Genomic DNA, 26,841 nt, shown 5'->3' with positions numbered 1-26,841 from the left:
GAAGCTATGCCAGTACATTCTAAAGCCACATTGACCAAAGCCGGGACTCGTCATATGTCGCTCACAGTGCCACAAACACCACCAATAGATTTGTTGCACGATAATCCACAGCGGCTAATGTTACATAGAAGATGGAACTTTACGGTCCACACCACCTATCGGCCTGGTCCCAACACTGGCATGTTGAGGCGCATACAGTTGCCCGCACGCCCTCGCTATATCTCAGCCCAGGCTGAGCGCCTCTCAGATTGCGAGACACGCGAGGTACCGCGGATTAGCTTGCTCAATCCATTACCCGGCCACAAATTCCTGGCTCCGCCCTGGGTCGAAGTGGCAACACTGTTATTGGGGCTGCTGGTCTCTCTGCTGGGACATGCCTTTAATGTTTTTCAATTTCCACGCTATGAATTGGACGAGGGCACTTATATTTCCAGTGCCTGGGCCATACTACATGGCCAGATTACACCCTATCCTTATGGGTATGGACACCCTCCCCTGGCCTGGATACAACTGGCGATGCTGGTCCCGTTTGTGGGAGGCTTCTTTACTTTCGGCAATGCTATTAATACTGGTCGCGTGCTGATGCTGTTGTATGCGCTTGGCTCTTCGCTCCTGGTCTACCTGATTGTACGTCGCATGATAAGGAGCCGCAGCGCCAGCTTACTCGCGCTGGTCCTCTTCTCACTTTCACCGCTCAGTATTACCTATCAGCGGCAAATTCTGCTGGACAATATCAGCACCTTCTGGTTGTTGCTCTCGCTCTATCTGCTGATCAAGAGTAGCAGCCGATTACATCAGATTGTGCTGGCGGCGCTGGCTTTTGGTATTGCCTTGCTCTCAAAAGAAATAATGCTCCTTTTTCTGCCTGTCATGATCTATGCTACCTGGTTGTATACGACGCCCTTCCAGCGCAAATTTGCCCTGGTGGCGTTTACCTATACCTCTATCGCTCTCGGTTCCAGCTTTGTCCTGCTGGCGATCCTCAAAGGCGAACTCTTTCCTTATAGTTGGCACCTGCCGTGGGATACTCATCAACACCTGAGTCTGCTTCAAACCTATCTGGAACAGACACAGCGCGGACAAGATGAGGGAAGTTTTAGTGGTAGCTGGCAAAACTGGCTGCATGGCGATCGCCTGTTACTGCTCGCTAGCCTGGCTGCCCCCGCCTTTAATCTTGTCGTTGGATGGTGGAAACGCCCGTACTGGCTGCCGGGACTACTGGCGGCTAGCTTCTGGTTGCTACTGATCCGAGGAGGGGTAGTGCTCTCATTCTATTTCATTCCACTCATCCCGCTGACCGCTATCAATGTAGCCCTGGCAAGCCATCTGATTGTCAGCGGGTTTAGTCGGTGGCTACGCCTGCCATTGATGCGCGTTGTGCTCATCTGCGCCATCATAGCGACACTTATCCCTTACGACTATATGCAGGCCACACCTCTGTTTACTCAACAACCTGCCAGCGCACAGACCGGTGCCCTGAACTGGATACGTGAACATGTCAACCCACATGCCTTCATCGTTATCAATAGCTACCTCTACCTCGATCTGCACGAGGCTGCAGGGCCGAACATGCCCGTTTTTCCTTATGCCAATGTCTACTTCAATGTCGCTACTGATCCAGAACTGCACGACAAGGTTCTCCATGCGGATTGGCGCCACATCGAGTATATCGTTGCCGATTCCGAGATGCTCAATGATATTCATCACAATAGCAAGCAGATGCAGATCATCCAGGATGCCTTGAAGCATGCGCGTGTTCGCCAGCAATTCAAAGCCCAGGACCACGATCAACAACTGCTCATTACTATCTACCAGGTTCAACCTACGCTGGCTCAGCCCGGCCAACCGAAAGGAAACAGCGGTCATGGAAAATGAGACAATCGCCATCACCCGCACTTTTGATGATATCGAAGCCGCCACCCGGCGTGTCATTGCCGACATTGGCGGTATGCAGTCGGTACTGCAAGGGGCGAGGGTTGCGCTCCTGAAACCTAATTTCGTGGCCGGTCGCCATGAGTATGCAGGTGCCACCACCCATTTTGCAATCATCAAAGCGGTCGCCGCAGAAGTACGCGCCTGCGGAGTAGAGCCCGTTCTGTGTGAGATACCGGGCACAGAATTTGATCTCGAGGCTACCTATCAGATGCTCAATCTAGAGCAGTTCTGCCAGGACAACCACATCTCGATCCTGCGGCTCGATCCGGAAGGAAATACCGAGGATTGGATAGATATCCAGGTGCCAGGTGCCAGGATATTACGTCACTTTCGCATTCCTCGCCTGCTCTCTCATCAAGATACCCGGTTGATTAATCTACCGGTGCTCAAAACACATATGGTCTCCATCATGAGCCTGGGCATGAAAAACTTGATGGGCATCTTGCCACGTCCCGAGCGCCGTACCATGCATACCTTTGGCATTGATCAGGGTATTGTGGATATGAACCTCGGTCTTAAACCCGCGCTGACGATCGTCGATGGCTGTGTGGGCCAAGATGGAGATGGACCGCTCTATGGTGATAGAGCGCAATTGCAGGTAGTGGTAGCGGGACGCAACAGCCTAGCTGTAGATCTGGTGTGCTGCCAGCTGGTAGGGGTTAAGCCACGAGCCGTGCCCCATCTCAAGCTGGCTCTGGCGCAAATGGGCAAACCTGACTGGCAGATCGTAGGAACCAATCTGAACGTATTGCGACCATTTCGCCTACCACAGTCAAAAGGTCTCTACCGCTTTATCTTCCGGCTCATGTTTTTGCTCGATTATCCCTACAGCAAAATAGCGGAGCGCGGCAAACATCTTTGTACAACTATCTATAGTAGTGGCCTGGTTGGAACGCGACCGCAGATTAATAGGGAGCAATGTACCGGCTGCGGCATCTGCGTAGAAGCCTGTCCGCTACCCGACGTCATTGATCTGCAAACATTGAAAATTAATTATCAAACCTGCCAGCGCTGCCTCCTCTGCTATGAATATTGTCCAGAACAGGCGATCAGCGTCAAAGGTTTTTCAGGAGCACAGGCATGACGATTGCGGTGACAGGTGCAACAGGCTTCCTGGGTACGGCACTGGTCAGGCGCCTGTTAGAAATTGAAAAAGGGCAGCAGGTCCGTGTCCTGGCCCGCAATCCGGACAAAGCCAGGCAGCTCTTTGGAAGCGACGTTGAAATTATTGCGGGTGATATCACCGATCAGGCGCAGGTTCAGCGTACAGTACACAATGCTAGTTATGTCTATCACCTGGCTGGACAGCTCTATCATCCTATATATCCAGTACATAGCTATACGCATACACATGTTGAGGGGACGCGCACGCTACTCGCCGCCTGCCAGAAAGAAAAGGCGCTGCAGCGCCTGCTCTATTGCAGCACAACCGGAGTCTTTGGCATCACAGGACACCAGCCGGCCACCGAAGAGGCTCCTTATGCACCGACCAATCCTTATGAAACCGCGAAAGTAGCCTGCGAGCTACTGGTCGGTCAAGCACATCGCACACGACACTTGCCAGTGAGCATTATCAGACCGGGACTGGTATACGGGCCGGGCGACCTGCATCTTCTGGGACTCTTCCAGGCCATTAAAAAGAGGCTGTTTCATGTGATTGATGGGGGGAGAGCCATGTTGCACCCTATCTATATCACGGATATGATCAATGCTTTTCTACTCGGTGCGCACCAGGATCAAGCCGTTGGTCGCAGCTACAATATCGCTGGCTCCCAGCCAGTGTCCATATATGAGCTGGCACAAACCATAGCCCAGGCACAAAATCTTGTCCTGCCCAGGAGCAGTATACCTTTGTGGCTGGCTCACCTGGTGGCTACTGCCTCTACGCTCACACCTGGCATGAGAGCGAGCACACATGCGCCATTGACCCATAGCCGCATTGACTTTCTGACCCATAGTCGCATCTACAACACGACGCGCGCACAACATGAACTGGAATTTGTGCCTTCCATCACTCTGGAAGCGGGCATACGCCAGACCGTTAACTGGTATCAAGCACATGCCTACCTATAAATAACCACATTTTATCTCTAAAAACAGCTACAAGGAGCGTAAAATTTTCATGTACCGATCTAACCAGCAGCGCTACCGACTTCCAATACCTATCACAACCACACGTATTCGCCCAACCAGGCTGGTGCGCGTGTCAGCGCAACTAGAAGATGATGGCACTCAAGAGACGGTCCAACTTAGGAGCACACAGGAGGAAGGTGAAGATACAGAAAAACAGAGCGCCAATCATCTGATGCAGGTCAGTGGCATGCATCAGGCCATCCATGCCACTCCGGCACCTACAGCGCATCATGAACAGCTGGAATTTGTAACCGAAGAATGGTGGCCTGCCGGCATCCAACAAACGGGCCCACTTGCGGTCATGGACCTCGACGACGATAGGCCCTCTGGCTATACAGAACCTATCAGCGTCACCACAGGTTCATCCAGGCAGCGGCCAGCGGTCATCAGTCATCAGCCTCGCCCATGGAGGTGGTTCCGCTTGCCATGGGTGAAAGTATTGCTGGGCACTCTGGTTGGTCTGGGATTGCTGGTCCTGGTAATGCATTTCGCCAACATGCCAGCCGTGGTGAATACGCTTAAAAAAAACCTGACCACACCCCGCGGCATACTGCTGGCTCTTCTGTCAGGAGTGGCTTTCCTGCTGGCCTTTAGCATTCGTGGCTGGCGCTGGCAACTTTTTCTACGGCCGATTGGTCAGATCCAGCTCCACAAAGCTATTCAACTCTATCTGATCAGCACATTTCTCAACTTTGTCCTGCCTGTTCGCGGTGGTGAGGTAGCTAAATGTGTCATGTTGCGGCGCATCAGCGGCATGCCTATCAGCCAATCACTGCCTACCGTAGCGATGGATAAAACACTGGATCTCATGCCAGCCTTCTTCATCATGGCGCTGCTTCCACTACTTGGTATCCACATGGACATCAAAATCTGGCTGCTACTGGCAGTCATAAACGCGTTATTGCTGCTAGTAATTGGCTTTGTCCTGTTGACTATCTGGAAACGGGACAGCGCTATTGAGCTCTTACAGTCCATGAGCCGGCTACTACCACCAGTTATGCGCGCCAGGCGGATAGAAAACATGGCCACAGGTTTTGTCGCTGCGCTCCTGGCCGGGACCAGTCGGCCAGCGATCTTTGTGCCCGCAGTTTCCCTGACGCTGCTCGCTGTCATCTGCGATGGCCTCTTCGCCATGCTCGCCTTCTGGACAATCGGCGCACAGGTTTCCTTTGGAACCGCCATCTTCGGCTATACCATTTATAACATGTTCTACATCCTACCCACTCCTCCTGGACAGGTAGGCAGCAATGAAGCCGTGGGGCTGCTCATATTCTATGGCCTCATGCATATCAGCTCACACGATGTCGCCACTATGTTTTTCTTCTCCCATCCCTGGACGGCACTGTTGATGTGTGGAAGTGGCATGGGATGCCTGGCAGCCATGGGGCTCACCATTTCAGGTGCGCTACAAAAACCTCCTGCATCAGAAAATAAACATACGATAGAAAATTAATCATTTCCAATCTACCTTAAATATGGCCTATTTGACATCAAATGCCTGTCTAGCAGTGGCGCCTTCAGGCTTCTTAAAAAGTGTATCTACTGTTGCAACAGGTTCATCCCTGTGCTATAATCCGACTGGTATTATTGAGAAGAAAAAATGGGACCAAAAGGATGAAACAGAAACCGCCTACCCCAACAATGTTGAATACGTTGGGGGCGCTGAGCGGCATGGGTTTTACTGTAGCCGTCCCCATCGCCCTTGGAGCCATCCTGGGAAATTACCTCGATGGCCTTCTTCATACCGGACCATTGTTCATACTTCTCGGGCTGCTGCTTGGCCTGATTTCGGGAATTTATGGAGCATACCGTTTATATAAAAGCGTCTTTCAGTAGGCCAAACGGATCCCTTAAGCACATCGAACCAGACCTGGCAGAGCTCGGCATATAGGGAGGAAAGCCGAGTGAATCTGTGGAGACTTCCAAACATCACGATTGCCCCGGAAGTAATCATTCCTGGCACGTGGATCACTAACACTCTGCTCTGTACTTGGATTTCTATTATTTGCTTGCTCGTGGTGCTTTATTTTGGTACTCGACGTCAGGACCTGATTCCAAGTGGGCTGCAAAATGCCGTTGAGTGGCTAGTCGAGTTTTTACAGAATTTAGTAGAAGGAGTGGCAGGAAAAGAGAGAGGAAAGAGGTTCTTTCCCCTCGTTTCTACATTCTTTATCTTCATTTTAGTCTGTAATGTGCTTGACGTTATTCCCGGCGTCGATACGATTGGTACTATTCATCTTGAAAAGGCTGGCACCATCATTCATGGGCCATTCTTATTCGGTGATGCATCCAATCAAATTACCCCCTGGTTACGCCCCCCAACAACAGACCTGAACCTGACTCTGGCGATGGCGCTGGTGTCGGTGGTTGTAACTCAGATTTTAGGCTTCTCGATGCTCGGTTTTAAAGATCAGATCAGCAAGTATCTGAACTTTAAAGCGATCAAAGAGAAAGGGGGAATGGGTATTGTTGACTTATTAGTAGGCCTGCTCGAAATTATCAGTGAGCTCGGACGTTTGATTTCTTTCTCCTTCCGTCTCTTTGGTAATATCTTTGCTGGTAGCGTACTACTCTCGGTATTCGCTTACCTGCTGCCGGTCGTTGCCGATATTATCTTCATCCCATTTGAACTTTTTGTTGCAGTCATCCAGGCGTTTGTTTTCGCCTTCTTGACCTTGCTCTTTATGCAAATTGGCACCATCAGCCACTCTCATCACGACGAGGGTGAACACGAGGTACATCACGAATATGAGGGCAGCGCTGTTACTACTCACTAGTATGTAGTTGCCACTCACTGACTTGCTGCTTCTCGCAGAAACTTCTGCGATTGCATAAACAACCTTAATCCATTAATTACATAATACATTCATCCTTAAGGAGGATTTTTAATCATGAATCTTGCTCCACTCGCCGCTGGCCTTGCTATTGGTATCGGTGCAATCGGACCTGGCCTTGCTATTGGTATTCTGGCTGCTAAAGCCATGGAAGCCATTGGCCGCAATCCTGAGGCTGCCCCTATTGTTCAGACCAATATGATCCTGGCGATCGTGTTTGCTGAAGCTATCGCTATTTATGCTCTGGTAGTCGCTCTGCTGATCAAGTTCATCCCTTAAGTAATACTTTCTGTTTCGTAACGTGTAGTGGAGACGTAGTGCGTCCATTCTGTTTTCCCTTCTTCCTGCTATCTGGTCAGGAGAGAGACAGGCGATGCCACGTCTCCGCCTTACGTACGGGATATCCATGTATTACTTTTGATGAAAGGAAGCGCTATCGTGAACATAACACTCACACTTGCATCAGCCGCTGTTGCAAGCGCCGAGTCGCCCAGTGGCCTTGGTGCACTTGGTATTAACGCCGCCGCCTTTATTTCGCAGCTCGTTAGCTTTATTATCGTTCTCTTTGTCCTCTGGAAATGGGTCCTGCCAATAGTGCAACGCACATTGGAAAAACGGCAGGCGTTAATCCGGGAAGGCATCGAAAACGCTGAGCAAGCCAAGCGCGATCTGGCTGAGGCGACCAACAACGCTGAACAAATTATTCTGGACGCCAAGCGTCAGGCACAGGAAACCATTGAGCGTGCGACCAAAAATGCTGAGCAGGTTGCCCAGCAGATTGAAGCCGAGGCTCGTGATCGCGCAGAGAAAATCAGCCAGCAGCAGATCGCTCGCATCCATCAGGAAGCCAATCGTGCTCGCATGGAGCTCAGTCGCGATGTTATCAATCTTTCCATTGAGGCCGCCAGCAAAGTTATCAGCCGGTCAGTTGATAGCAACGACAACCGCCGCTTGGTCGAAGAGTTTGTCACGGCTAGTGACCAGGCGAGGAATAACTAATGCTTAAAGGAGCGATCGCACGCCGCTATGCAGGAGCGCTGTTCGAGTTGGCGCGAAAACAGAATACAATAGACCGCACACTCGATGACGTCAAACAGATCGCTGAGCTTTTCAGGCAGCGCAAGCTGGCCTATTTGCTACGCGAACCCAAGATTCCTGCTCAGCGCAAAGAGACGGCTTTACGCCAGGCTTTAGCCTCAAAAGTGCTGCCTACGTCGCTCAACCTTGCCCTGCTCATTGTCCAGCGTGAGCTGGTCGATGTTATGCCAAATATTGCAACCGAGTTCGAAAAACTCGTACTTGACTATCGCAATCAGGCAATCGCAGAGGTCACAACTGCAGCCCAATTAGATGATGCCCAGAAAGCTATCGTCAAGAAGGCGCTTGAGCACAAGACTGGCAAAAGCATTATTATGCAAACTCGGGTCGATCCGAGTATCTTAGGTGGTGTTGTCGCCCGTGTAGGAGATGAGATGATCGATGGTAGTGCCCGCAATCGCCTGCATATTCTGCAGCAACAATTGCTCGCGGGCGTCACTGCTACCAGCTCCGATGATGAGTTGGCTTCCGAGGATTTTGCCCAACCGGCAAACCGCTAGCCAACTCATTGCCGGCCACAACGCCAGAATCAGCTAGATCTCGATCTAAAATGCAGGTGTATAGAGGTCGGGAGCACCAGAACAATATGTAGATCCCCGTATCGATGTCCACCTGAACATAGCTCGAACGAGCCAAACGACAATTGAAACGTGTAGAGATCGATTGTAAAAATAACAACAATACAACGACAAACAGTAGAAGCCACTAGGAAACACTAGGAGGAACGCGATGGCATCTTGGGCTGATGAAATCAGTGCCATCATAGAGAAAAACATCGCAGGCTTTGGTGCAGATACCACTTCGACCGCCAGTGTCGGTACAGTTATCGCGGTACAAGACGGTGTCGCCCGTATTTATGGTCTGCAAGATGTTAAGTATCTTGAGTTGGTAGAATTTCCCCGTACAGGACTTTATGGCATGGCCTTTAACCTTGAAGAGGAAGCGGTCAGCTGCCCTATCCTGGGTGATTATACACAAATTCGTGAAGATGATGAGGTCCGTACGACCGGGCGTATCATTCAGGTGCCGGTTGGCGATGCTCTGCTCGGCCGTGTAGTCAATCCAATTGGTCAACCTCTGGATGATCGAGGCCCAATCACAACCGATAAATACCGCCCGATCGAGCGTGTTGCCCCTGGCGTTATTACGCGTCAGTCGGTAAACCAGCCGGTACAAACTGGTATCAAAGCTATCGATAGCATGATTCCGATCGGCCGTGGTCAGCGTGAGTTGATCATCGGTGACCGCCAGACTGGTAAGACCGCTGTTGCTCTCGACACGATCATTAACCAGAAGGGCAAAAATCTGATCTGTATCTACGTGGCAATTGGTCAGAAAAACTCTTCGATTGCTCGTACCCGCGCCATCCTGGAAGAATATGGCGCGATGGAATACACGATCATCGTTGCCTCTGGCGCTTCTGATCCTGCTCCTTTGAAGTATATCGCCCCCTACGCCGGTTGTGCGATTGGCGAAGAGTTCATGGAGTCTGGTCGCGATGCTCTGATCGTTTATGATGATCTGACCAAGCACGCTGAAGCTTACCGTAACATTTCACTGATCATTCGCCGCCCTCCAGGACGCGAAGCATATCCAGGTGACGTGTTCTACCTGCACTCCCGCTTACTGGAGCGCGCTGCCCGCCTGAATAAAGATTATGGCAATGGTTCTTTGACCGCGTTGCCAATCATTGAGACAAAGGCAAACGACGTTTCGGCTTACATTCCAACCAACCTGATCTCGATTACCGATGGTCAGATCTTCCTGGAAACCGACCTCTTCAATGCTGGTCAGCGCCCTGCCTTGAATACCGGTATCTCAGTGTCTCGCGTAGGTAGTAGCGCCCAGACAAAGGCGATGAGCCAGGTTGCTGGTACGTTGCGTCTGGATCTGGCGCAGTTCCGTGAACTGGAAGCCTTCTCTCAGTTCGCGTCTGACCTGGATAAAGCCACCAAGTCTCGTATCGATCGCGGTCGCCGCATCCTGGAAATCCTGAAGCAGCCACAGTATCAGCCTGTCTCTGTTATCCGCCAGGTTATGATCCTTTACGCAGTCACCAATGGTTACCTGGATGACGTACCTCTAAATAAAGTGAGCGAGTGGGAAGCTGGCTTCTATCGCTTCATGGACGCTAACTATCAGGATCTTCAAAACGAGATTATTGAGTCTTCAGTTCAGGGCCGCAATAAGATGAGCTCGGACCAGCTGAAGAAATTGGGAGCTGCCATCGAAGACTATCAGAAGGCGGCTGCACCACGAGAAGAGCAAAAGCGCTAGGAGGCAGATAGATGCCATCAACCCGAGAAATTCGGCAGCGCATACGATCAGTAAAAAATACAGCGAAAATTACTAAAGCCATGCAAATGGTGGCGAGTAGTAAGATGCGACGGGCGCAGGAGCGAGTTGAACAAGCTCGCCCCTTCGCCGATCAAATCCGCGAACTCGTTTCACGCCTGGCGACGGCAGCCTCGAATGGCAGTGATGATCTGGTTGAGGATCTGGCACTGTTGAAGCAGCGTCCAGTGAGAAATATCGGCATTGTGCTGATCTCTCCTGACCGCGGCCTCTGTGGTGCTTTACCTTCAAACATCAATCGTCACGCTGCCTTGACGGCTCGTAACGAGAGCCAGCGTCTCTCAGAGCAGGGTCGCAGCCCCGGCGTGGAATACATAGCCGTTGGTCGCAAAGGCCGTGATTTCGTTATCCGTAACGACCTTGGCCTGGCTGCTGAATTTACCAACTATGGAGATCGCCCAGGCCTCAGTGATGCAACCGCCATCGCAAAAGTGGCCGTGGATGCCTTCCTGAAAGGGGAGGTCGACGTTGTATACCTGGTCTATGCCAAATTTGTCAATACAGTGACTCAAACGCCGGTAACCGTGCAGTTGCTGCCCGTCCAACCACCTGAGAAGAAGGAAGAGGATGAGCAGGAGAAGAAGAAGCAAGCCACAGAATATATTTACGAGCCCAATGAGCAAACGATTTTTAAGGCGTTGCTCCCACGCTATGTAGATATTCTGGTTTACCAGGCTATGCTTGAGGCTGTCGCCAGTCAGCAATCTGCACAAATGGTTGCCATGAAAAACGCGACCGATAACGCAAACGAACTGATTCAGGATCTCACCTTGACGTATAACAAGGTTCGCCAGGCCGCTATCACAACCCAGATCCTTGAGGTGGTAGCCGGTGCTGAGGCGCTCTAACGAGATGTCTGGGCAGGGGGTAAGCGAAGAGAACCCTCTGCGATGGAGAAATACATGACAGTAACACAAACAGGCACAAAGGGAAAAATTGTGCAGGTACTGGGGGCTGTGGTAGACGTTGAGTTCCCCCAGGATCAACTCCCTGAAATTTATAACCAGATCGTGACTCGCCCGACTGGGGCCAGTGAGGATCTCTCTCTTGAGGTTGAACAGCACCTGGGCAATAACTGGGTTCGCTGCGTTGCTATGGGTCCAACCGATGGTTTGCAGCGTGGGACAGACGCCTACGATACAGGCGCTCCCATCAGCATGCCCGTCGGTCCTGAGACCCTGGGTCGTATCTTCAACGTTCTGGGTCGCGCGATCGATAACAAGCCAGAAGTTGAGGGTACCGCTCGCTATCCAATTCACCGCCATGCTCCTGACCTGGAAGATCAGTCTTCCAACGTTGAGGTTTTCGAGACTGGCATTAAAGTTATCGACCTGATCTGCCCCTTTATGAAAGGTGGTAAGATTGGCGCCTTCGGTGGTGCTGGCGTCGGTAAGACCGTCGTTATTCAGGAGCTGATCAATAACATTGCTAAAGGTCACGGTGGTTATAGCGTTTTCGCTGGCGTGGGTGAGCGCACCCGCGAAGGCAATGACCTGTACCATGAAATGCAGGAAGCCAACGTTATTGACCGTCTGGCCATGGTCTTTGGTCAGATGAACGAGCCTCCTGGCTCCCGCCTTCGCGTGGCTCTGAGTGGTCTGGCTATCGCTGAGTACTTCCGCGACGAAGAGCATAAAGACGTTCTCCTCTTCATCGACAACATTTTCCGCTTCACCCAGGCCGGTGCTGAGGTGTCCGCCTTGCTAGGTCGTATGCCATCTGCTGTGGGTTATCAGCCAAATCTGGCTGAGGAAATGGGTGAGTTGCAGGAGCGCATCACCTCTACTAAAGAGGGCTCGATCACTTCGATGCAGGCCGTCTACGTGCCCGCTGACGACTACACCGATCCTGCGCCTGCGACGACATTTGCTCACCTGGACTCCACCATCGTGCTGGAGCGCTCGATCGCGCAGAAAGGTATCTATCCTGCGGTAGATCCTCTGGCTTCCACCAGCCGTATCCTCGATCCTCAGGTCGTGGGAGATGAGCATTATAGCGTTGCCCGTGGCGTTCAGACCGTGCTACAACGCTATAAAGAGTTGCAGGACATCATCGCTATTCTGGGTGTTGATGAGCTCTCTGACGATGATAAATTGTTGGTTGCTCGTGCTCGTAAGCTGGAGCGCTTCTGCTCACAACCCTTCACCGTTGCTGAGGTCTTCACAGGCCTGCCTGGCAAATATGTGAAGTTGCAGGATACCGTGCGCAGCTTTAAGGCCATCCTGGATGGTGAAGTGGATAACATTCCCGAGTCATTCTTCCTGTCACAGGGAGCTATCGAAGATGTTATTGCCGCTTACGACGCTAGTCAGAAGAAGGGTTAAGCCATGGCGACACGCAATACGCTGCATGTCGAGGTAGTAACCGCGGAGCGTGAGCTCTACAATGGCGAAGCCGATATCGTGGATGCTCCCGGATCAGAGGGGGAGCTGGGCATTTTGCCTGAGCATGCTCCCCTGCTGGCCCTGTTGGGGCCTGGACCTCTACAGATTAAATTGCGCGGAGAGGATAATATCTTATTTGTCTCTGGCGGGTTTCTAGAGGTTTCCCATGATCGTGTCACTATTCTGGCCGATACGGCAGAACATGCGGCAGAGATCGACCAGGCTCGTGCAGAGGAGGCCCGTCGCCGAGCACAGGAACATCTGGAACAGGCACGCTCAAATACTGAGCGTGCCGAGTTACAAGCAGCATTGCTGCGCGCCATCAATCGCCTGAAAGTGATGGAATTGGCTCGCCGCAGTGGTCGTATTCGCTAGCCGGCACTTCGATATAGCAAAACAGCTACACGATACCATACACACAAAACACACAAAGGCGGCGCCGATAGAAACCTATCGACGCCGCCTTTGTTTAGCCAGAAGTAACCCGAGACTTAGAAGTTTCCACTTGAGCCGCCTCCAAAGTCTCCGCCGCCTCCACCTCCAAAGTCTCCGCTTGAACCACCGCCAAATCCGCCGTCTCCCCCACCGCCAAAGCCTCCATCTCCGCCAAAACCTCCGTCACCACCTCCAAAGTCTCCACTGGCTCCTCCGCCAAAGCCTCCATCTCCTCCTCCAAAGTCTCCGCTGGCTCCTCCACCAAAGTCGCCACCTTCGCGCTCGCGTTCACCAGCGGCCTTACCGAGCTCATAGCCGGCCAGACCACCAGCGGCAGCGCCCAGACCACCAGCGGCCCATGGATTCATTCCCTGATTTTGTGGTGGGTATGGACCCTGATAGTTAGGTGGGTATGGACCCTGGTTATAGGGTTGATTGTAGTTGGGTTGGCGATTGAAGAGGCCGCCAACACCACTGCGACGCCGACGTGCAAAGGCAAAAGCCGCAATGATGGCTAAAGCGATCAAACCAACACAACAGAGGGTTCCGCCGATCGAGCTTCCAGCACCCCCTCCTACACCAGGAATGAACGAATTGCTACCATTGAGTGAGCCCTTCAATGAGTTGATAGCGGCAATCGTGGCATTGGTATAATTCCTACTGCCACCATTCATTGCCCCAGTAAATGCGTTAGTAGCATCTTGATACTGGCTTGTAGACAGGCCAACACTGTTTCCGCCGACAATCGCTACGTGATGCGGGTTAAACGCCAGCACAATCATGTTAGCATTTCTGATGCTGCGCTTGGCCGTCTGGTCGAATGAAGCATTCGACGTCGTCGAATTAACCGCATAGATATCAATCGGCTTGGATAATGACGAGGCCGCGCTCCGCACTTGTGACTGATTCAAAACCCCTGCATTATCGTAAATGTTTACAGAATTAGCCAATGCAGCCGTGGCTGTGATCGCTAGCAGGCACAAGGCAACAAAAGTCGCGATAAATCCTTTGCTTGACTTCCTCACAAAGGAGCCTGAAGATGTCTTGCCCATAATATTCCTTCCGTCGGCAACTTCTCTGAAACATGGAAAACCTGAATGACACGCCTTTATAAACGGCTTCAAGTACAACCATTGCTTCGAAAGCTATACGTTTGTTTGAACGCATATACAGCCATTCCATCAAATCACAGCCACGAGGGAATTCGGCTTAACGCTGGCTATTCAGCTCATCGCTGGCTGTGGTCTCACTGTAATTACGATTAACGTCCGAGCGGGTTGTGGTATCTTGATCCACTCTCGTTGTCTCGTTGCGTCTCGTTGTATCTGGTATAGGATCAACGCTGGAGACCACCTTTTTTCCGGCATTACGTGAGCGGTACATGGAAACCCCGATCACAACAATAGCGATGATAAAAAGGACCACGATTACGCCAATAAATATATTCAGCAAATTAGCAATCATCAGATCACTCCTTTCGCGGGAGACCAGCATTTAAAGGTCATTAACTTGTTACGCTTACTATACTCAAGTACACGAGGAAAACAGTGTAATAGATACACAACAATTGTACCGGCGAGGCATTGCAATGCTTAAGCAGGAGGGGCAGGAGGACGCTATGCTTACAGTCCAGTGCATGCTACAATAAAAAAATAAACCATCGTTTGATCCTATATCATCGTGGAGTATAAAATTACATGAGCATGACACCCTCGGATCGCAAACACCCTTTTGTTTTGATCATTATGGATGGATGGGGCATCAATCCACGCAAAGAAGGCAACGCCATTGCACTGGCACACACGCCTAATATTGATAAAATCGCACGCGAATGGCCGCATACTGCTGTTAAGACTTCTGGGGCAGCGGTCGGCTTGCCCGATGGTCAGATGGGCAATTCAGAAGTGGGACACCAGAATATTGGTGCAGGCAAGCGTGTTCTCCAGGACTATACACGCGTCAGCGAGTCCATTCAGGATGGGAGCTTTTTTCAGAATCCCGCTTTCCTTGAAGCAGTCAAGCATGTCAAAAAAAATCAATCTCAATTACATATTTGTGGCCTGCTTGGCGATGGTGGCGTTCATGCCCATGAGACGCACCTGGAGGCTCTGCTGCGCCTGGCTGCTATGCATGATATCGAGCGCGTCTATATCCACGCCTTTACCGATGGCCGCGATACCTCTCCCACGGGAGGCCTGGAATTTATGCAGCGTCTGGAAGCCCGGGCCAGGGAAATTGGTGGCGATCATCCCGCTAAAGTAGCGACCGTGACTGGACGCTATTATGCAATGGATCGAGATAACCGCTGGGAGCGCACAGGAGCCACTTATTGGGCCATGACAAAGGGTGAAGCTACCCAACACGCCAGTTCGGCGCTGGCAGCCATTCAGCAGTCTTATGACGCCAAAGTAACCGACGAGTTCATTTTACCGACCGTCATTATGGAAGAGGGCCATCCGGTCGCGACTGTGCAAGCTGGTGATGCAGTCATTCATTATAATTTCCGCCCCGATCGCGCCCGCCAGTTAACCAAAGCTTTTGTGATGGAAGAGCTACCACCACAGGCCGAGGGCAAGTTTGATCGCGGTCCCCGTCTGGCAGATCTGACTTATGTGATGATGACTCAGTATGAAGAGGGGTTGGACGCGGAAGTAGCCTATCGTGCCGATGAAGTGGAAATGCCACTGGCACGTGTGATTGCCGAACAAGGCATGGCTCAGTTCCATACGGCCGAAACCGAGAAATATGCTCACGTGACCTTCTTTATCAATGGACGCCGTGAAGTACCATTCAAGGGAGAGGATCGTATCCTGGTTCCTTCTCCCAAGGTTCCGACCTACGATCTTCAGCCCGAGATGAGCGCTGCAGGCATCACGGATGCCGCCGTCGAGCGCATTCGCAGTGGTCAGTACGATCTCATTATTATGAATTATGCCAACGCGGATATGGTCGGCCATACGGGCGTTATTGAAGCAACGATTAAGGCCGCCGAGGCTGTGGATAAAGGCGTTGGTCGTGTCGTCGAAGCGACGCTGGCCGCAGGTGGTAGCGCCCTGATTACTGCGGATCATGGGAATGCAGAACAGTTGATCGAGTATGATACTGGTAAACCCTTTACTGCTCACACAACATTTCCAGTACCTCTCTATTTTGTCGCTCCCCGCTTCGCCAGAGCAAAGTTACGCAACGATGGTATCCTGGCCGATGTCTCCCCTACTATCTTACAGGTTATGAATATTCCCCAACCAAAAGATATGCAGGGCCGCTCGCTCATTTTACCTTAGCTTAATGTATTATTTAACAATACATTAAAAAACCAAAAGGTTATCCACATATTCTTATGCAATATGTGGATAACCTTATGTGAATGTGGATAACCCTGGTGTTCATTATAGGCAAGCGCAAATTGCAAAGCCAGCCAGTCACCTGCGAAATTTTTCGGGTGACGTTGCGGCGAATCGTGTCAGTTTCTCGTGCTTTTGCCGGCCGGCAGGTATGCTAGCTGATGCGCTCAATCAAGGTAAGTGGCACAGTATAGAATGAGCCGTCGTCGAGCCGCAGTCGTACAGCTCGGGCGCGCAGGCCAGAAGCAAAAGTTTGTTCATAGGAGTAGAAGTAGTCGATAATACCCACCGCACCATTGCGTTGCCCCCCACACACGCGCACGTGCGCTCCTAATGCCAGAGTGCTATCAGGCTGAACGGCCTGCCAATCTTTATCTATCTCAATTAACGGGATTGAGATAACGAGCTCAGGGAAAAAGTTATGGATCAGAGAAGTAGTGCCAGAAAGTAAACCAATCGAGCCTTGATAATGTGTGAGGAGGTTCATAGTATGAACTGGCATAATCGCGGGGCCGATGCCCTCGGTCAGCATCAATGTCAACGGCGGTAACTGCTCTTGAGCCTGGTCCAGGGCAGAAATCTTGAGCAGGTGGAGATAGTCGGCACGCAGAAAGCCTTCCAGGTCACGTAGAGCAATACTGCTGGCGATCACGCCAACGACGCCTGAGTTCAGGGCTTGATGCAATAAGCCAAAGGTTAGTGGTCCTGGTACAATCAAAATGGCGCCTGGGGGGATCGTTTGTACATAAGAGTATTGATTATGGGGCTGCCACATCGTTAATACTCCCGCCACCTGCTTGCCCGCCCCAAGAGTTCCCTGGATCACAGCGGCATGGCTCTCGATAACGACCCCACCACGTGCAGTAAAGCCTACTATGCGCCCATGCAAACCTGCGGGAATATCAGAGAGACCAGGGGAGGAAGGCGTGCCTCTCGCACGCCTTTCCTGATCAATATTTTCTGATGATGTAGTTAGACGTAGTACGGGTTGATCAGGCACAACCTCCTGACCACGATAGACTAACGGGATGCCCTTCACTCGATACCCACCAGGCCAACGCTCTCGTTTGACGATTAGTCGTGGAAGAACAGACCACCCTGCTGGATAGGTCATGGCAGGCACCTCCCATTATCTTGATCTTCCCAATTACGCCCCTAGTACTTGCGACCATTGCAACAGGCGCGCCTGGCGCTCGGTGTCGTCGCCTGGCAGAACCAGTGGGCGACCACGCGCATCAATGATCAGTCCGATCAGACCACCATCAATTTCTTCGGCGGCTCGAGCACGCTCACCAGGTCCAAGTCCAACATCGACCGTTGGAGCAGGGAACAGTGTCAGCAGAGCTTGCTCGTTTACCTGGAGGGGAATAACCTCAATGGTGCCACCCATTACATCAACGTTCAATTGTCTGCCATTACTATATTCTACCCCAACCCGCACAGCCAGCTGGCCCTGCTGGACATTCCCAAAGGGAATAACACAGGTCCCAAGCCGATGCGAAACCGCGTCATTCTCATTAACCTGTACAGCCATCACTGGGGCAACGGTAGCTACTGCTCCTAACTGCGAGATCAACATGGTGCTATCTACTACCAGAGAGGTCACTCCACGTGGCTGTAGCGCATCCAGCAACATCATCGCAACCTGGCCATACTTTGGCGCTTGTGACAGAACTCCACCCGTGGCCAGAATCAAATCCGTATCCGGTAACTCCAGACGACTACTCTTGCGGGCAGCCTCTACAGTAAGTGCGATAGCCTCACGGGCAAATGCTTGCATCAACGCCAGCTCACGTGCATCAGTCGGTAAGGACTGAGGATGAAGCATGTGGTTGAGCACAAATTGACGCACCTCATCCTCTGAAATGAGAAACGGCAGCCAGCGCGTAATCCGCTGCAGGCCAACTTTTTGCAGGATATCTCCAATATTCGGGCCAACACCGATACCAGTATTGACCATGGGGATAAACTCTCCTTGCTCACCCGCCAGCATAACAGCAGTGGTGCTACCGCCGACATCAACAGCGGTAACGTTCATCATATAATGCTGAGCCAGGAAACGCACCAGGCTACTTAAAGAAGTTGCAGAGGCGACCGGATTAGCTCTGGACCAGTTGCGTACACGCTCGTAGCCAGGAATCTGTTGCAGCCCTTCATGTTCATGCAGGGAACCGATAGCCGCGCTCACCGGACCCAGTTGGGCCGAGTTGGTTAAAGGTTCTACACGCGTGACATCGGCTACATTCTGCAGCATACGGCGTACAGCCTCAACATATTGTGGAGCGCCAGCATAAACGACTGAATAGCGTTTGGGCGTCCCATCAGGGCCGAGCATGCCACCTTGTTGAGAGGTTTCTCGTGCAAAGTTGATCAGCAGCTGACAGGCTTCCTGCAAAGGAGAAGGACCTGCCGGCCCATCAGCACTTCCGACAATTAAGGTTGCCTGAGGCTGCAATTCACGCAAACGTCCCAGTTGCCGTTCCCATTCCTGGGCTACACGATCCTGTGTCCAGGCAACACCGGACCCCGCTGCTCCCACCGCTGCGGGTGTAGTCGCGGCAACGTACGAAGGAGAAGGTACCGCCTGCACCTGGGCATACAGGCCAGAAACAGCCTGTGCAGATAAACTAGCTAATTCGGGGGAAACCGCCCCCAGGGTAGCTACGCGCAGAGGATCCCCGGCACTTACCGTCGCGATAAAAATATCAACGCCATCCCCCGTTGATTGCTCAGGAGAAATAACACGCTTCTCCTCTATCAATTTGCGGCCCGTCACAAATTCAATCACATTGATGGCCTGAATAATACCTTCAGAGAGGTCTTCAAGTGGGGGCTTAATCGTCGATGGCGCCTCCCCACGCGCCATCAAACGATATTGACCTTCAACCAGGCCAAAAAGTGAGACCTTGGTAAAAACAGCCCCACAATCAGCAATCAGCAAGGAATTGGGATTCACTGAATTCTGCGCCTGCGCTGGACCCTGTCCACCCTCTGGATAGGGTTGTGTATACATTTCCGGTATCCTTCTTCTCTCCGACTAACGAGAAAGCCACTCGCGAATTGCCTCGAACAATCCACGTTTTTTGTTACTTTTCTGTTCACTGGCACTATCAGGTGAGGCTGATGATGCCTGTGATCCAGATATAGAATAAGAGTTGCCTGCATAGGGAGATCCAGCATTTAAACCAGATTGACCACCCATTGAAGGGTTGGCTCCCATGGCTGGATTATTCTGTCCCTGGCTACCACCAGGATAACTATTACCATAAGCACCAGACAGACTATTGCCAGCATCATAGTTCTGGGGGAATACGCCACTGGCCCCCCTTGGTGTATCAGGCATCAACCCGGAATTTGGCATGCCACTCAGACTATTCTGCGACATCTCCGGCTGGCCCATTGGTGCATAGCTATTTGCCTGACCTGGTTGATTATAAGGGTTGCCCTGTCCAGATTGTCCTTGCGATCCATAAGGGTTTTGCACACCCGAGGGATTTTGCCCATAAGCCTGAGGTTGACCGGGCTGCTCTACTGGCTGCTGCGCTGGATAATTGGGGGTCGCAGAGGCAACGCCCAACATTGAAGCAAATACATTGGCAGCCAGTTCGCTACTCTCGCTTGGATTAACCTCACCACGCGGCCTGCTCGGAACGCGCATATTATCTGCCCGTGGAGGCACTCCATATCCTCCCGGTCGTGACCCCGCGCCCTGCGGCTGCGCTGTGTTAGCTGGCTGACCAGAAGAAGAGCGCAACCATTCTGGTAGCGAGTTTGGATCAATAAAGGAAGCTGCCGATAATGACCCACCCTCTGGCTGAGACATTGCATTGACTGGTGGTGTCTGCATGGGCGCTTGCATCCCGGATGGAGTCTGCCCTGCAGCAGCCGGCCAGGTAGAACCAGATGGAGACTGATTCCAGCCGGATTGTGCTGGTGGTTGCGCTGACCAGCTAGCCTCTTGTGGCGCGGGAGCCACTGGATTATTGGCGCGCGGCGGCTGACCCGAGTTCTGATCACCTTCGCGTAACCATGACGGCAACGCATTCACATCTAATAAAGAAGATGCTGAAAACCCACTCTGGACACTATTAGTGGCCGAAGGATTCTGATTCACAGGATTTGGGCTACCTGTCTTCGCTCCCTGCTCATTTTGTGGCTGCATCCAGGACGGCAATGACTGCTGGTCGACCAAATCACGAGCCGAAAATCCTGGTGCAACCGCTGGAGAAGCTGGTGATTCAACTGGCCTCGCCTGCGGCTGAGGAGCGGCTGGTGTAGGATTTGCTTTAGGGGCAACCGGTGGCGGCTGCAGCGTACGCATCCATTCAGGTAAATTATCTGGTTGAACCAGGCTGGACGCAGAAAAACCTCCTGGTGCGGGCGATGGAGGAGGAGTGCCAGATGGCGTTCCTTCTTGCATCCAGGATGGTAATGATTTTTCATCAATTAATGATTGCGCAGTAATCCCCTGGGACGGAAAATCTCCGCCTGCCGCTGCTTGATCTGAAAACTGGGTAGGATGAGCAGAAACAGGCGGATTAGGTGCCGTGTTATCACGTGCATCACCACGTTCTGAACGCATCCAGCTGGGGAAAGCCCCCTCTTCAATTAGATCAGACGGGGAAAAACTGGGTACGTTATTAGTAGGGGGCGTTGCCGAACGCTCACCGGCACGCAACGACTCTAGCCAAGCAGGTAATTCTGGCTGGTCCTGGAAACCCATACCTGGGACTGGTCCATTATCAACCATGCCAGCGAGTGGTGCGCCACATGCCTGACAAACTGTGCCGGCAGGGGTCATATTTCCACAGCGGTTACACTTGATCACTTTTACTCCTCGCTTTCGTCAGGCCTCATTCCTGGCAGTGTATCACTCTTTTTCCAGCTTGACAACGATAATGATTTACAAGATAAAACATGCTGATATGATACAATACGCACGGTATCGTTTATTCCAAAAGTACTATATAGGCAGGAACTATTTATGTATGAGCAAACACCCGAATGGGGAGGAACCGTCTATACCTCTCCTCCACGTATATGCCTTATCCTCCCTCTCCCTCCTAGCATCAATGAACAATACGCCACTGTCAATGGGCATCGTGTCAGTACACAGGCCGCCCGACGTTTTAAGCGCACTGTACGTAGTGTGCTCCGCCAACTTGAACAACAGGGAAATTTTTCGGAAACCCTGCTCCAACAATTCAAACAAAGCCATTTAGCTCTCCAACTAGATTGCTACTTTACTACACCTTTACGGAGAGATCTCGATGGCGGACTCAAAATTACGCAAGATGCCATCTGTGAGGGACTGGGGCTCAATGATAATCGCGTGGTAGATATCCATTTAATGAAACATATTGACCCACTCCATCCTCACCTCGCTGTCGAATTGGAGACAATATCTGACTGGCAATTTGACAAAGAGTATGTCCTTCTGAGCTAAAAAACTATACTTGTATTTGTACCACGCCTTCTTTAAGATAAAACCAATGACACTCGATTTCTGTAACAAAACTGGTTCCAATTTTCAATGAGGTACTATATATGCGGAATATGCGAAAATTTTTTTCTTCTATCATGACGTTTGTGGCTGGCAGATCTCGGTCTGGCGCCGATAAAAAACAGGTCAGCTGGCAACGACTGACCTTTGGCCTGCTGTTAAGCAGCAACATTGGCTGGCTAGCCTATCGGAGGCGCTCATTGAGCCGTAGCGGGGTGGCAGGCGCGGTTGTAACCGGCAGCACTATTTTTGGACTGGGTGGCTTTGCCTGGGGACTTTCCCTCATTTTTTTCTTTGTCTCTTCCAGTCTTTTCTCTCACTTTCGGGCCGCTGATAAGGCGCGTACGGCCGCCGATAAATTTAGTAAGGGTTCACAACGGGATCTGGCTCAGGTCGGAGCCAATGGCGGGGTCGCGACGGTAATGGCGATGGGCTATGGCTTAAGCCAGCAACCAGCGCTGCGTGCGAGCTTTGAAGCAGGCTTTATCGGTGCCCTGGCCACGGCCAATGCCGATACGTGGGCCACAGAGCTAGGTGTGCTCAGCCAGCGTCCACCGCGCCTGATTACGACCGGTCAAACTACGGCACCCGGCACATCAGGAGGCATCAGTACGCTTGGAGCCAGCGCAGCAGCCGGTGGAGCCCTCAGCGAAGGTCTGATCTACCAGTTACTACAACGCCGATCTTCACCGCTCTTACCCATCATTGCTCTGATCAGCGGCTTCGCGGGTAGTTTGTTTGATAGCCTGTTAGGAGCAACGGTGCAGGCTATCTATTATTGCCCCCAGTGTCAGAAAGAGACCGAACGCCGCATCCATAACTGCGGCACACCAACCAGGCATGTGCGTGGATTGAGCTGGCTGGACAATGATCTCGTCAATTTGCTGGCCACGCTATGCGGCAGCCTGCTGGCAATTCTTCTCCGCTTACCCTTTTGTTCCAGACAGGTACGTCAGTAAATAAAATAGTTGTGGAACTCCATTGCATATCTCTCTAACCGAGCACTAACCGAGCACTAACTGAATAATATGTAATAAGGATAAACCTATGAATATAGGAAAAACATTGCTTTCACCAACCTGGAAACCAGGTAAAGCGGCGCTGATTGGCCTTGTGGCTACAGCCGCCTATAGCATCGCCATGGAAGGCGATAAATTTCTGGTCGGCAATCGTTTTAGCGATGTTCGTTTTATACAGGGACTCATCGAAGGGGAGAAAAAAACCAGAGGCATTACCACCCTCTCATGGGTCATTCATTTCTTAAATGGGGCCGCCCTGGCAGAGATCTATGCCGCTGTCCTCAAACGCTTCTTACCAGGACCGGACTGGTTGAAAGGGGCAATTTTTGGGGAAATCTTTATCGTTAGCGCCTGGTGGCTAACACCACTAGCAGATAAACATCATCCACTCATCAAAAGTAATGAGCTTCCTAAACTCGCCAACTGGACATCATTCTGGCAAAATATCGTACGCCACCTGGTGTTTGGGCTCACGCTGGGACTGCTATACAAAGAGGGCAAATAAGCTGAGGCAGGCTGAGGTAAGGTGTATATCCTGGCTCAGCCTGCCTCAGGCTTTTTATAGGATTGCACGCACCCATTTACTGATAAAGGGCAAACGATAATCGGGACTAAGCCACGCCATTACCATTAGCCAGATCCAGAGAATAAACCATGTCCAGACCAGAATGCGTAATAATAAACCTAGCCCAAAAGAGGTTAAGATGCCCAGAAAAGGGATCCACGAAAGCGTTGTATTTAACATACTAACGCCAAACATGAGTAACGAGAGTGTGCCAAATGTGATCAATGATTGTTTCGCATGCCAGCGTACATTCTGGTTCTTTTCAACCAATAAAAGTACAAAACCCGATACCCAGAATAACGAATATGTTAGCACACGCTCAATGCGCTCATTGACTCCAAGCGTCGTCATTCTACGCATTATTCCAATGCCTCACTGTTCTGAAAAATAGGGACCAATAACCCTGAGTCCATTTCTCTCTGGTAATTATCTCTACAACTCTATATACGCACAAAGCCTGAAGGCGTTGCAACTTCTCTCTCCTTAAAAAGGACCGGTCGCAAAAATGTTCATTTATCACAACCCTTTTGTACTAAGGGTGACAGACAAAGCGGCAAATTTCTGGTATAAAAATCATAGAAAGGTTAGGTTGATGCAACCATTTAAGACTATTAAGCGTTTTCATCATATGGATACAGTGGTAGCCAATAAGAAGTTTATGAGAAAGCTTAATAATATTGCCTGACTCTGCGTTTATTCTAATGTAGGAGAAAAGTAGCGTCTGGAAATCCCGCAAAGCTCGAAATGTGCGCAGTAAGTGTACAATAGTGATAGCGCATAATATTTATGAATTCAGCTATACATTAAAGTGTAGTATAAAACTAAGTTGTCCGGGCAAAAAAGACAACGATGAGCCATAAGTACTGTGACCGAAGTGTGATACTTGGAGCAGCCATTACACAGCTGAAAGTATGCACCTCCATCCTCCCACAGTTGTAGGGGGTCGATATGGCAAATGAAGGGCTTTATGCAAACAGAAATTATACAAAAAACAAAAAAAACTGATCGCATGCGCCACAGCATTCGTTATCTTGCTGGGCTCGTTACAGCGCTGGTAGGACTATCGGATATGCTATCAGCGATTGCGCCCCGTTTTACCTGGAGCTTTTTTCTAGGAGCCTGGCCAATTGTAAATCATCGTGTACCAGCCCAAACATTTACGGTCGTGGTGGGTTTCTTCTTGATCGTGCTTTCTTATGGCCTGGTTCGCGGTAAAAAGCATGCGTGGAACATCACTCTAATTCTTTTACTATTATCAGCTTTACTGCATATTCAACGTAGCGGCTCTGTGCTGGCTACTTTGATTGCGCTGGTGATGACCATCTCACTCTATTCACTGGGTAGCTTTTTCCACGCCAAAAGCGATCCACCATCGGCACGGCGTGGCTATGTAGCATTATGCCTGGGTCTGGGTATTGTGGTCTTCTATGCTATTGGCGGCTTTATCGCCCTCTATGATGACTTCGCCCCATGGATTGATCGCATTGGTATCCATGGCGTCATCATCCGTATGTTTTCCCATGGCAACCTGCGCATTCCGCATGCCACCGAAGCTTTTTTCTTCCAGCATGCGCTCCCGGTACTATGCATCAGCGCCATCCTTTATGGCATGGTCCAGATCTTCCGGCCAGTTGCCGCCGTTTTGATCCCTGATGTAGCCACACGCGATAAAGTTAATGAGATTGTGCGCATATATGGTACAAACTCTATCAGCTATTTTGCTCTTGGCGAAGATAAATCCTACTTCTTCTCCAAATCGGGGCGCTCGGTCATCAGCTATGTCTTGCAGGGAAGTACAGCCGTCGTAGCGGGTGATCCTATTGGTCCTGAAGACGAGATGGCTGAAGTAATCAATCAGTTTGTCGCCTTCTGCAACGAACAGGATTGGTCGATCGTCTTCTGGCAAATTCGCGATCAGATTGCAGCATTGTATCGCAGTGCTGGCTTCCGCCTGCTTAAAATAGGAGAAGACGCAGTCATCGATGCACAAAAATTCACGCTCAAAGGCGGTGCCATGGCAAATGTGCGCTCCAGCGCCAAACGAGCAGAAAAAGATGGGCTGCACGTGGTCTTCTATCGCAGCAAAGTCACTGATAGTGAACAACTTAACCAGATGGAACAGATTTCGCAGCATTGGTTGGTCGAAAAAGGTGGCTCCGAAATGGGCTTCAGCCTGGGTCGCTTTGATGCCCAGGGCGATCCACAACAGATCTATGCACTGGCAGTAGATACGCAGAATAAAGTGCATGCCTTTGTATCGTTCATTCCCATTTATGGCCGCCAGGGCTGGGGACTGGACTTGATGCGTCGTGCTGAACAGTGTGCTCCTGGTACGATGGAGCTGCTACTGGCTCGCACCATTGAACATATGAAAAATCTGGGCGCCCATATAATTAGCCTGGGACTGGCACCTCTGAGCAATGCCAATGAAGAGGACGACACATTCCTGGGCACTAGCATCGACTTCCTGACCGATCGCTTCGGAAATCCCAGTAAAAATCAGTCGCTCTTCAACTTTAAGAAGAAATTTCAGCCGACCTGGGAAAGCCGCTACCTGGTGTATTCAGATGCCTTGAACCTGCCAAAAATTGGTTGGGCCCTGTACAATGCTCATCAGACCGATGCTTCATTGCTGGGCACCCTCATTCAAACCATCAGAGAATGGCAGCACAAGCACAGTCTATATGAGAAAGAGCGCGTCAAAAGTATAGAAGCTGCGAAAGCATAAATGAACCAAAAGCAAAGCGGCGGCCTGTACGGGTCGCCGCTTTGCTTTTGGCCAGAAGTATATATGTTGTCACGGGTGTGGAAACTGCCGTATAATTACAGAGGTATAGTCCCATTTCTGCAAATAATTTATCCTCAGGAGGCATATTTCATTATGGTGCTTAGCGCGCTCTCTCTAGATCAAGTAACAATCGGAGCTTTTTTTGGGTTCCTGCTTTCATTACCAATTGCTCTCTTCATGGTATACTGGTTGAGCGCAGTCAAAAACCGCACGGCCGTCGTTATGGGTGGCTTTGCTGGCGCTTTCCTTGCATTTCTGATCATCCTGGGCTGGGCTGGTACGCTCATTTTTGCTACACCAATCCCTGGCGCCAACGGCGCTTCAGCATTCTTTGGTGGTGTCCTGCTCTGCTCGGCCGCTGGTCTGGTTGGTGGCATTGTCGTTGACCTGATCGTAGCCCGCCGCAATAGCCGCGACTATCGTCGACAAGTTTCACACGAATAATGGT

25 protein-coding genes are annotated in these 26,841 nt (G+C 51.1%); 19 read left to right on the top strand and 6 right to left on the bottom strand.

Annotated features, from left to right (window positions below):
* Window positions 1–6 precede the first annotated feature (6 nt).
* The 13 genes from JMI88_RS34320 (at window position 7) to JMI88_RS34260 (ending at window position 13,114) form a co-directional block, all read left to right on the top strand.
* Window positions 7–1,875 carry an ArnT family glycosyltransferase gene (locus JMI88_RS34320; RefSeq protein WP_201366544.1) on the top strand — a complete coding sequence of 623 codons (1,869 nt, stop codon included), beginning with the start codon at window positions 7–9 and terminating at the stop codon, window positions 1,873–1,875.
* Window positions 1,865–3,019, top strand: coding sequence for a DUF362 domain-containing protein (locus JMI88_RS34315; protein ID WP_201366543.1), 1,155 nt, complete (start codon window positions 1,865–1,867; stop codon window positions 3,017–3,019). The genes JMI88_RS34320 and JMI88_RS34315 overlap by 11 nt, the downstream gene beginning before the upstream one ends.
* A complete protein-coding gene (locus JMI88_RS34310; protein ID WP_201366542.1) occupies window positions 3,016–4,008 on the top strand; it encodes an NAD-dependent epimerase/dehydratase family protein in 993 nt (330 codons plus the stop codon). Before JMI88_RS34315 ends, JMI88_RS34310 begins: the two co-directional genes overlap by 4 nt.
* A 49-nt stretch (window positions 4,009–4,057) precedes the next feature.
* Window positions 4,058–5,521 carry a lysylphosphatidylglycerol synthase transmembrane domain-containing protein gene (locus tag JMI88_RS34305; protein ID WP_201366541.1) on the top strand — a complete coding sequence of 488 codons (1,464 nt, stop codon included), beginning with the start codon at window positions 4,058–4,060 and terminating at the stop codon, window positions 5,519–5,521.
* A gap of 161 nt (window positions 5,522–5,682) precedes the next feature.
* A complete protein-coding gene (locus JMI88_RS34300; protein ID WP_201366540.1) occupies window positions 5,683–5,904 on the top strand; it encodes an AtpZ/AtpI family protein in 222 nt (73 codons plus the stop codon).
* A 68-nt stretch (window positions 5,905–5,972) separates the two neighbouring features.
* Entirely contained in the window at window positions 5,973–6,845 is an 873-nt protein-coding gene (gene atpB, locus JMI88_RS34295) for a F0F1 ATP synthase subunit A (protein WP_201366539.1), read from the top strand.
* A 114-nt stretch (window positions 6,846–6,959) separates the two neighbouring features.
* On the top strand, window positions 6,960–7,181 hold the full coding sequence (gene atpE / locus JMI88_RS34290) for an ATP synthase F0 subunit C (RefSeq protein WP_201366538.1): 222 nt from the start codon (window positions 6,960–6,962) through the stop codon (window positions 7,179–7,181).
* A 159-nt stretch (window positions 7,182–7,340) separates the two neighbouring features.
* Window positions 7,341–7,901, top strand: a complete 561-nt coding sequence (gene atpF, locus JMI88_RS34285; protein ID WP_201366537.1) for a F0F1 ATP synthase subunit B — start codon at window positions 7,341–7,343, stop codon at window positions 7,899–7,901.
* Window positions 7,901–8,500 (top strand): ATP synthase F1 subunit delta, encoded by a 600-nt coding sequence (gene atpH, locus JMI88_RS34280; protein ID WP_201366536.1) that lies wholly within the window; start codon window positions 7,901–7,903, stop codon window positions 8,498–8,500. The genes atpF and atpH overlap by 1 nt, the downstream gene beginning before the upstream one ends.
* A 229-nt stretch (window positions 8,501–8,729) precedes the next feature.
* Window positions 8,730–10,277, top strand: a complete 1,548-nt coding sequence (gene atpA, locus JMI88_RS34275) for a F0F1 ATP synthase subunit alpha (RefSeq protein WP_201366535.1) — start codon at window positions 8,730–8,732, stop codon at window positions 10,275–10,277.
* Between the two features lie 11 nt (window positions 10,278–10,288).
* On the top strand, window positions 10,289–11,203 hold the full coding sequence (atpG, locus tag JMI88_RS34270; RefSeq protein WP_201366534.1) for an ATP synthase F1 subunit gamma: 915 nt from the start codon (window positions 10,289–10,291) through the stop codon (window positions 11,201–11,203).
* Window positions 11,204–11,257: 54 nt separating this feature from the next.
* Window positions 11,258–12,679: a F0F1 ATP synthase subunit beta gene (gene atpD / locus JMI88_RS34265; RefSeq protein ID WP_201366533.1), complete on the top strand. Its 1,422-nt coding sequence runs from the start codon at window positions 11,258–11,260 to the stop codon at window positions 12,677–12,679.
* A gap of 3 nt (window positions 12,680–12,682) precedes the next feature.
* Window positions 12,683–13,114, top strand: a complete 432-nt coding sequence (locus JMI88_RS34260; protein ID WP_201366532.1) for a F0F1 ATP synthase subunit epsilon — start codon at window positions 12,683–12,685, stop codon at window positions 13,112–13,114.
* A 116-nt stretch (window positions 13,115–13,230) separates the two neighbouring features.
* Here JMI88_RS34260 and JMI88_RS34255 read toward each other — a convergent pair whose 3' ends face one another.
* Together JMI88_RS34255 and JMI88_RS34250 are read right to left on the bottom strand one after the other, a co-directional pair.
* The gene (locus JMI88_RS34255) at window positions 13,231–14,226 is read right to left on the bottom strand and encodes a hypothetical protein (protein ID WP_201366531.1); all 996 of its coding nucleotides are present in this window, start codon (window positions 14,224–14,226) and stop codon (window positions 13,231–13,233) included.
* Between the two features lie 157 nt (window positions 14,227–14,383).
* Window positions 14,384–14,638 carry a hypothetical protein gene (locus JMI88_RS34250; RefSeq protein WP_201366530.1) on the bottom strand — a complete coding sequence of 85 codons (255 nt, stop codon included), beginning with the start codon at window positions 14,636–14,638 and terminating at the stop codon, window positions 14,384–14,386.
* Window positions 14,639–14,871: 233 nt separating this feature from the next.
* On the opposite strand from JMI88_RS34250, the gene gpmI reads away from it, so the two are divergent.
* Window positions 14,872–16,458 carry a 2,3-bisphosphoglycerate-independent phosphoglycerate mutase gene (gpmI, locus tag JMI88_RS34245; protein ID WP_201366529.1) on the top strand — a complete coding sequence of 529 codons (1,587 nt, stop codon included), beginning with the start codon at window positions 14,872–14,874 and terminating at the stop codon, window positions 16,456–16,458.
* A 214-nt stretch (window positions 16,459–16,672) separates the two neighbouring features.
* Here the strand turns inward: gpmI and JMI88_RS34240 are convergent, their stop codons facing one another.
* From JMI88_RS34240 to JMI88_RS34230, 3 genes are read right to left on the bottom strand one after another with little or no spacing between them, the layout of a single operon-like run.
* Window positions 16,673–17,632: a hypothetical protein gene (locus tag JMI88_RS34240; protein ID WP_201366528.1), complete on the bottom strand. Its 960-nt coding sequence runs from the start codon at window positions 17,630–17,632 to the stop codon at window positions 16,673–16,675.
* 33 nt (window positions 17,633–17,665) lie between these two features.
* Window positions 17,666–19,531 (bottom strand): glutamate mutase L, encoded by a 1,866-nt coding sequence (locus JMI88_RS34235; protein WP_201366527.1) that lies wholly within the window; start codon window positions 19,529–19,531, stop codon window positions 17,666–17,668.
* A 24-nt stretch (window positions 19,532–19,555) separates the two neighbouring features.
* On the bottom strand, window positions 19,556–21,346 hold the full coding sequence (locus JMI88_RS34230) for a hypothetical protein (RefSeq protein ID WP_201366526.1): 1,791 nt from the start codon (window positions 21,344–21,346) through the stop codon (window positions 19,556–19,558).
* A 156-nt stretch (window positions 21,347–21,502) separates the two neighbouring features.
* On the opposite strand from JMI88_RS34230, the gene JMI88_RS34225 reads away from it, so the two are divergent.
* From JMI88_RS34225 to JMI88_RS34215, 3 genes are all read left to right on the top strand, one after another.
* Window positions 21,503–21,964 (top strand): RusA family crossover junction endodeoxyribonuclease, encoded by a 462-nt coding sequence (locus JMI88_RS34225; RefSeq protein WP_201366525.1) that lies wholly within the window; start codon window positions 21,503–21,505, stop codon window positions 21,962–21,964.
* Between the two features lie 101 nt (window positions 21,965–22,065).
* The gene (locus tag JMI88_RS34220; RefSeq protein ID WP_201366524.1) at window positions 22,066–22,980 is read left to right on the top strand and encodes a DUF92 domain-containing protein; all 915 of its coding nucleotides are present in this window, start codon (window positions 22,066–22,068) and stop codon (window positions 22,978–22,980) included.
* A gap of 88 nt (window positions 22,981–23,068) precedes the next feature.
* Window positions 23,069–23,545, top strand: coding sequence for a DUF6789 family protein (locus tag JMI88_RS34215; RefSeq protein WP_201366523.1), 477 nt, complete (start codon window positions 23,069–23,071; stop codon window positions 23,543–23,545).
* A 54-nt stretch (window positions 23,546–23,599) separates the two neighbouring features.
* On the opposite strand, the gene JMI88_RS34210 is transcribed toward JMI88_RS34215, so the two are convergent.
* Window positions 23,600–23,965: a DUF4870 domain-containing protein gene (locus tag JMI88_RS34210; protein ID WP_201366522.1), complete on the bottom strand. Its 366-nt coding sequence runs from the start codon at window positions 23,963–23,965 to the stop codon at window positions 23,600–23,602.
* Between the two features lie 607 nt (window positions 23,966–24,572).
* Between JMI88_RS34210 and JMI88_RS34205 the strand changes: the two genes are divergently transcribed.
* Both JMI88_RS34205 and JMI88_RS34200 read left to right on the top strand, forming a co-directional pair.
* On the top strand, window positions 24,573–26,333 hold the full coding sequence (locus JMI88_RS34205) for a bifunctional lysylphosphatidylglycerol flippase/synthetase MprF (protein ID WP_201366521.1): 1,761 nt from the start codon (window positions 24,573–24,575) through the stop codon (window positions 26,331–26,333).
* 153 nt (window positions 26,334–26,486) lie between these two features.
* The gene (locus JMI88_RS34200; protein WP_201366520.1) at window positions 26,487–26,837 is read left to right on the top strand and encodes a PTS sucrose transporter subunit IIBC; all 351 of its coding nucleotides are present in this window, start codon (window positions 26,487–26,489) and stop codon (window positions 26,835–26,837) included.
* The last annotated feature ends 4 nt before the right edge of the window (window positions 26,838–26,841 follow it).

The organism is Dictyobacter formicarum (assembly GCF_016587435.1).
Note: the sequence above shows the minus strand (reverse complement) of the source record. Positions and strands in the feature narration are given on the sequence as shown.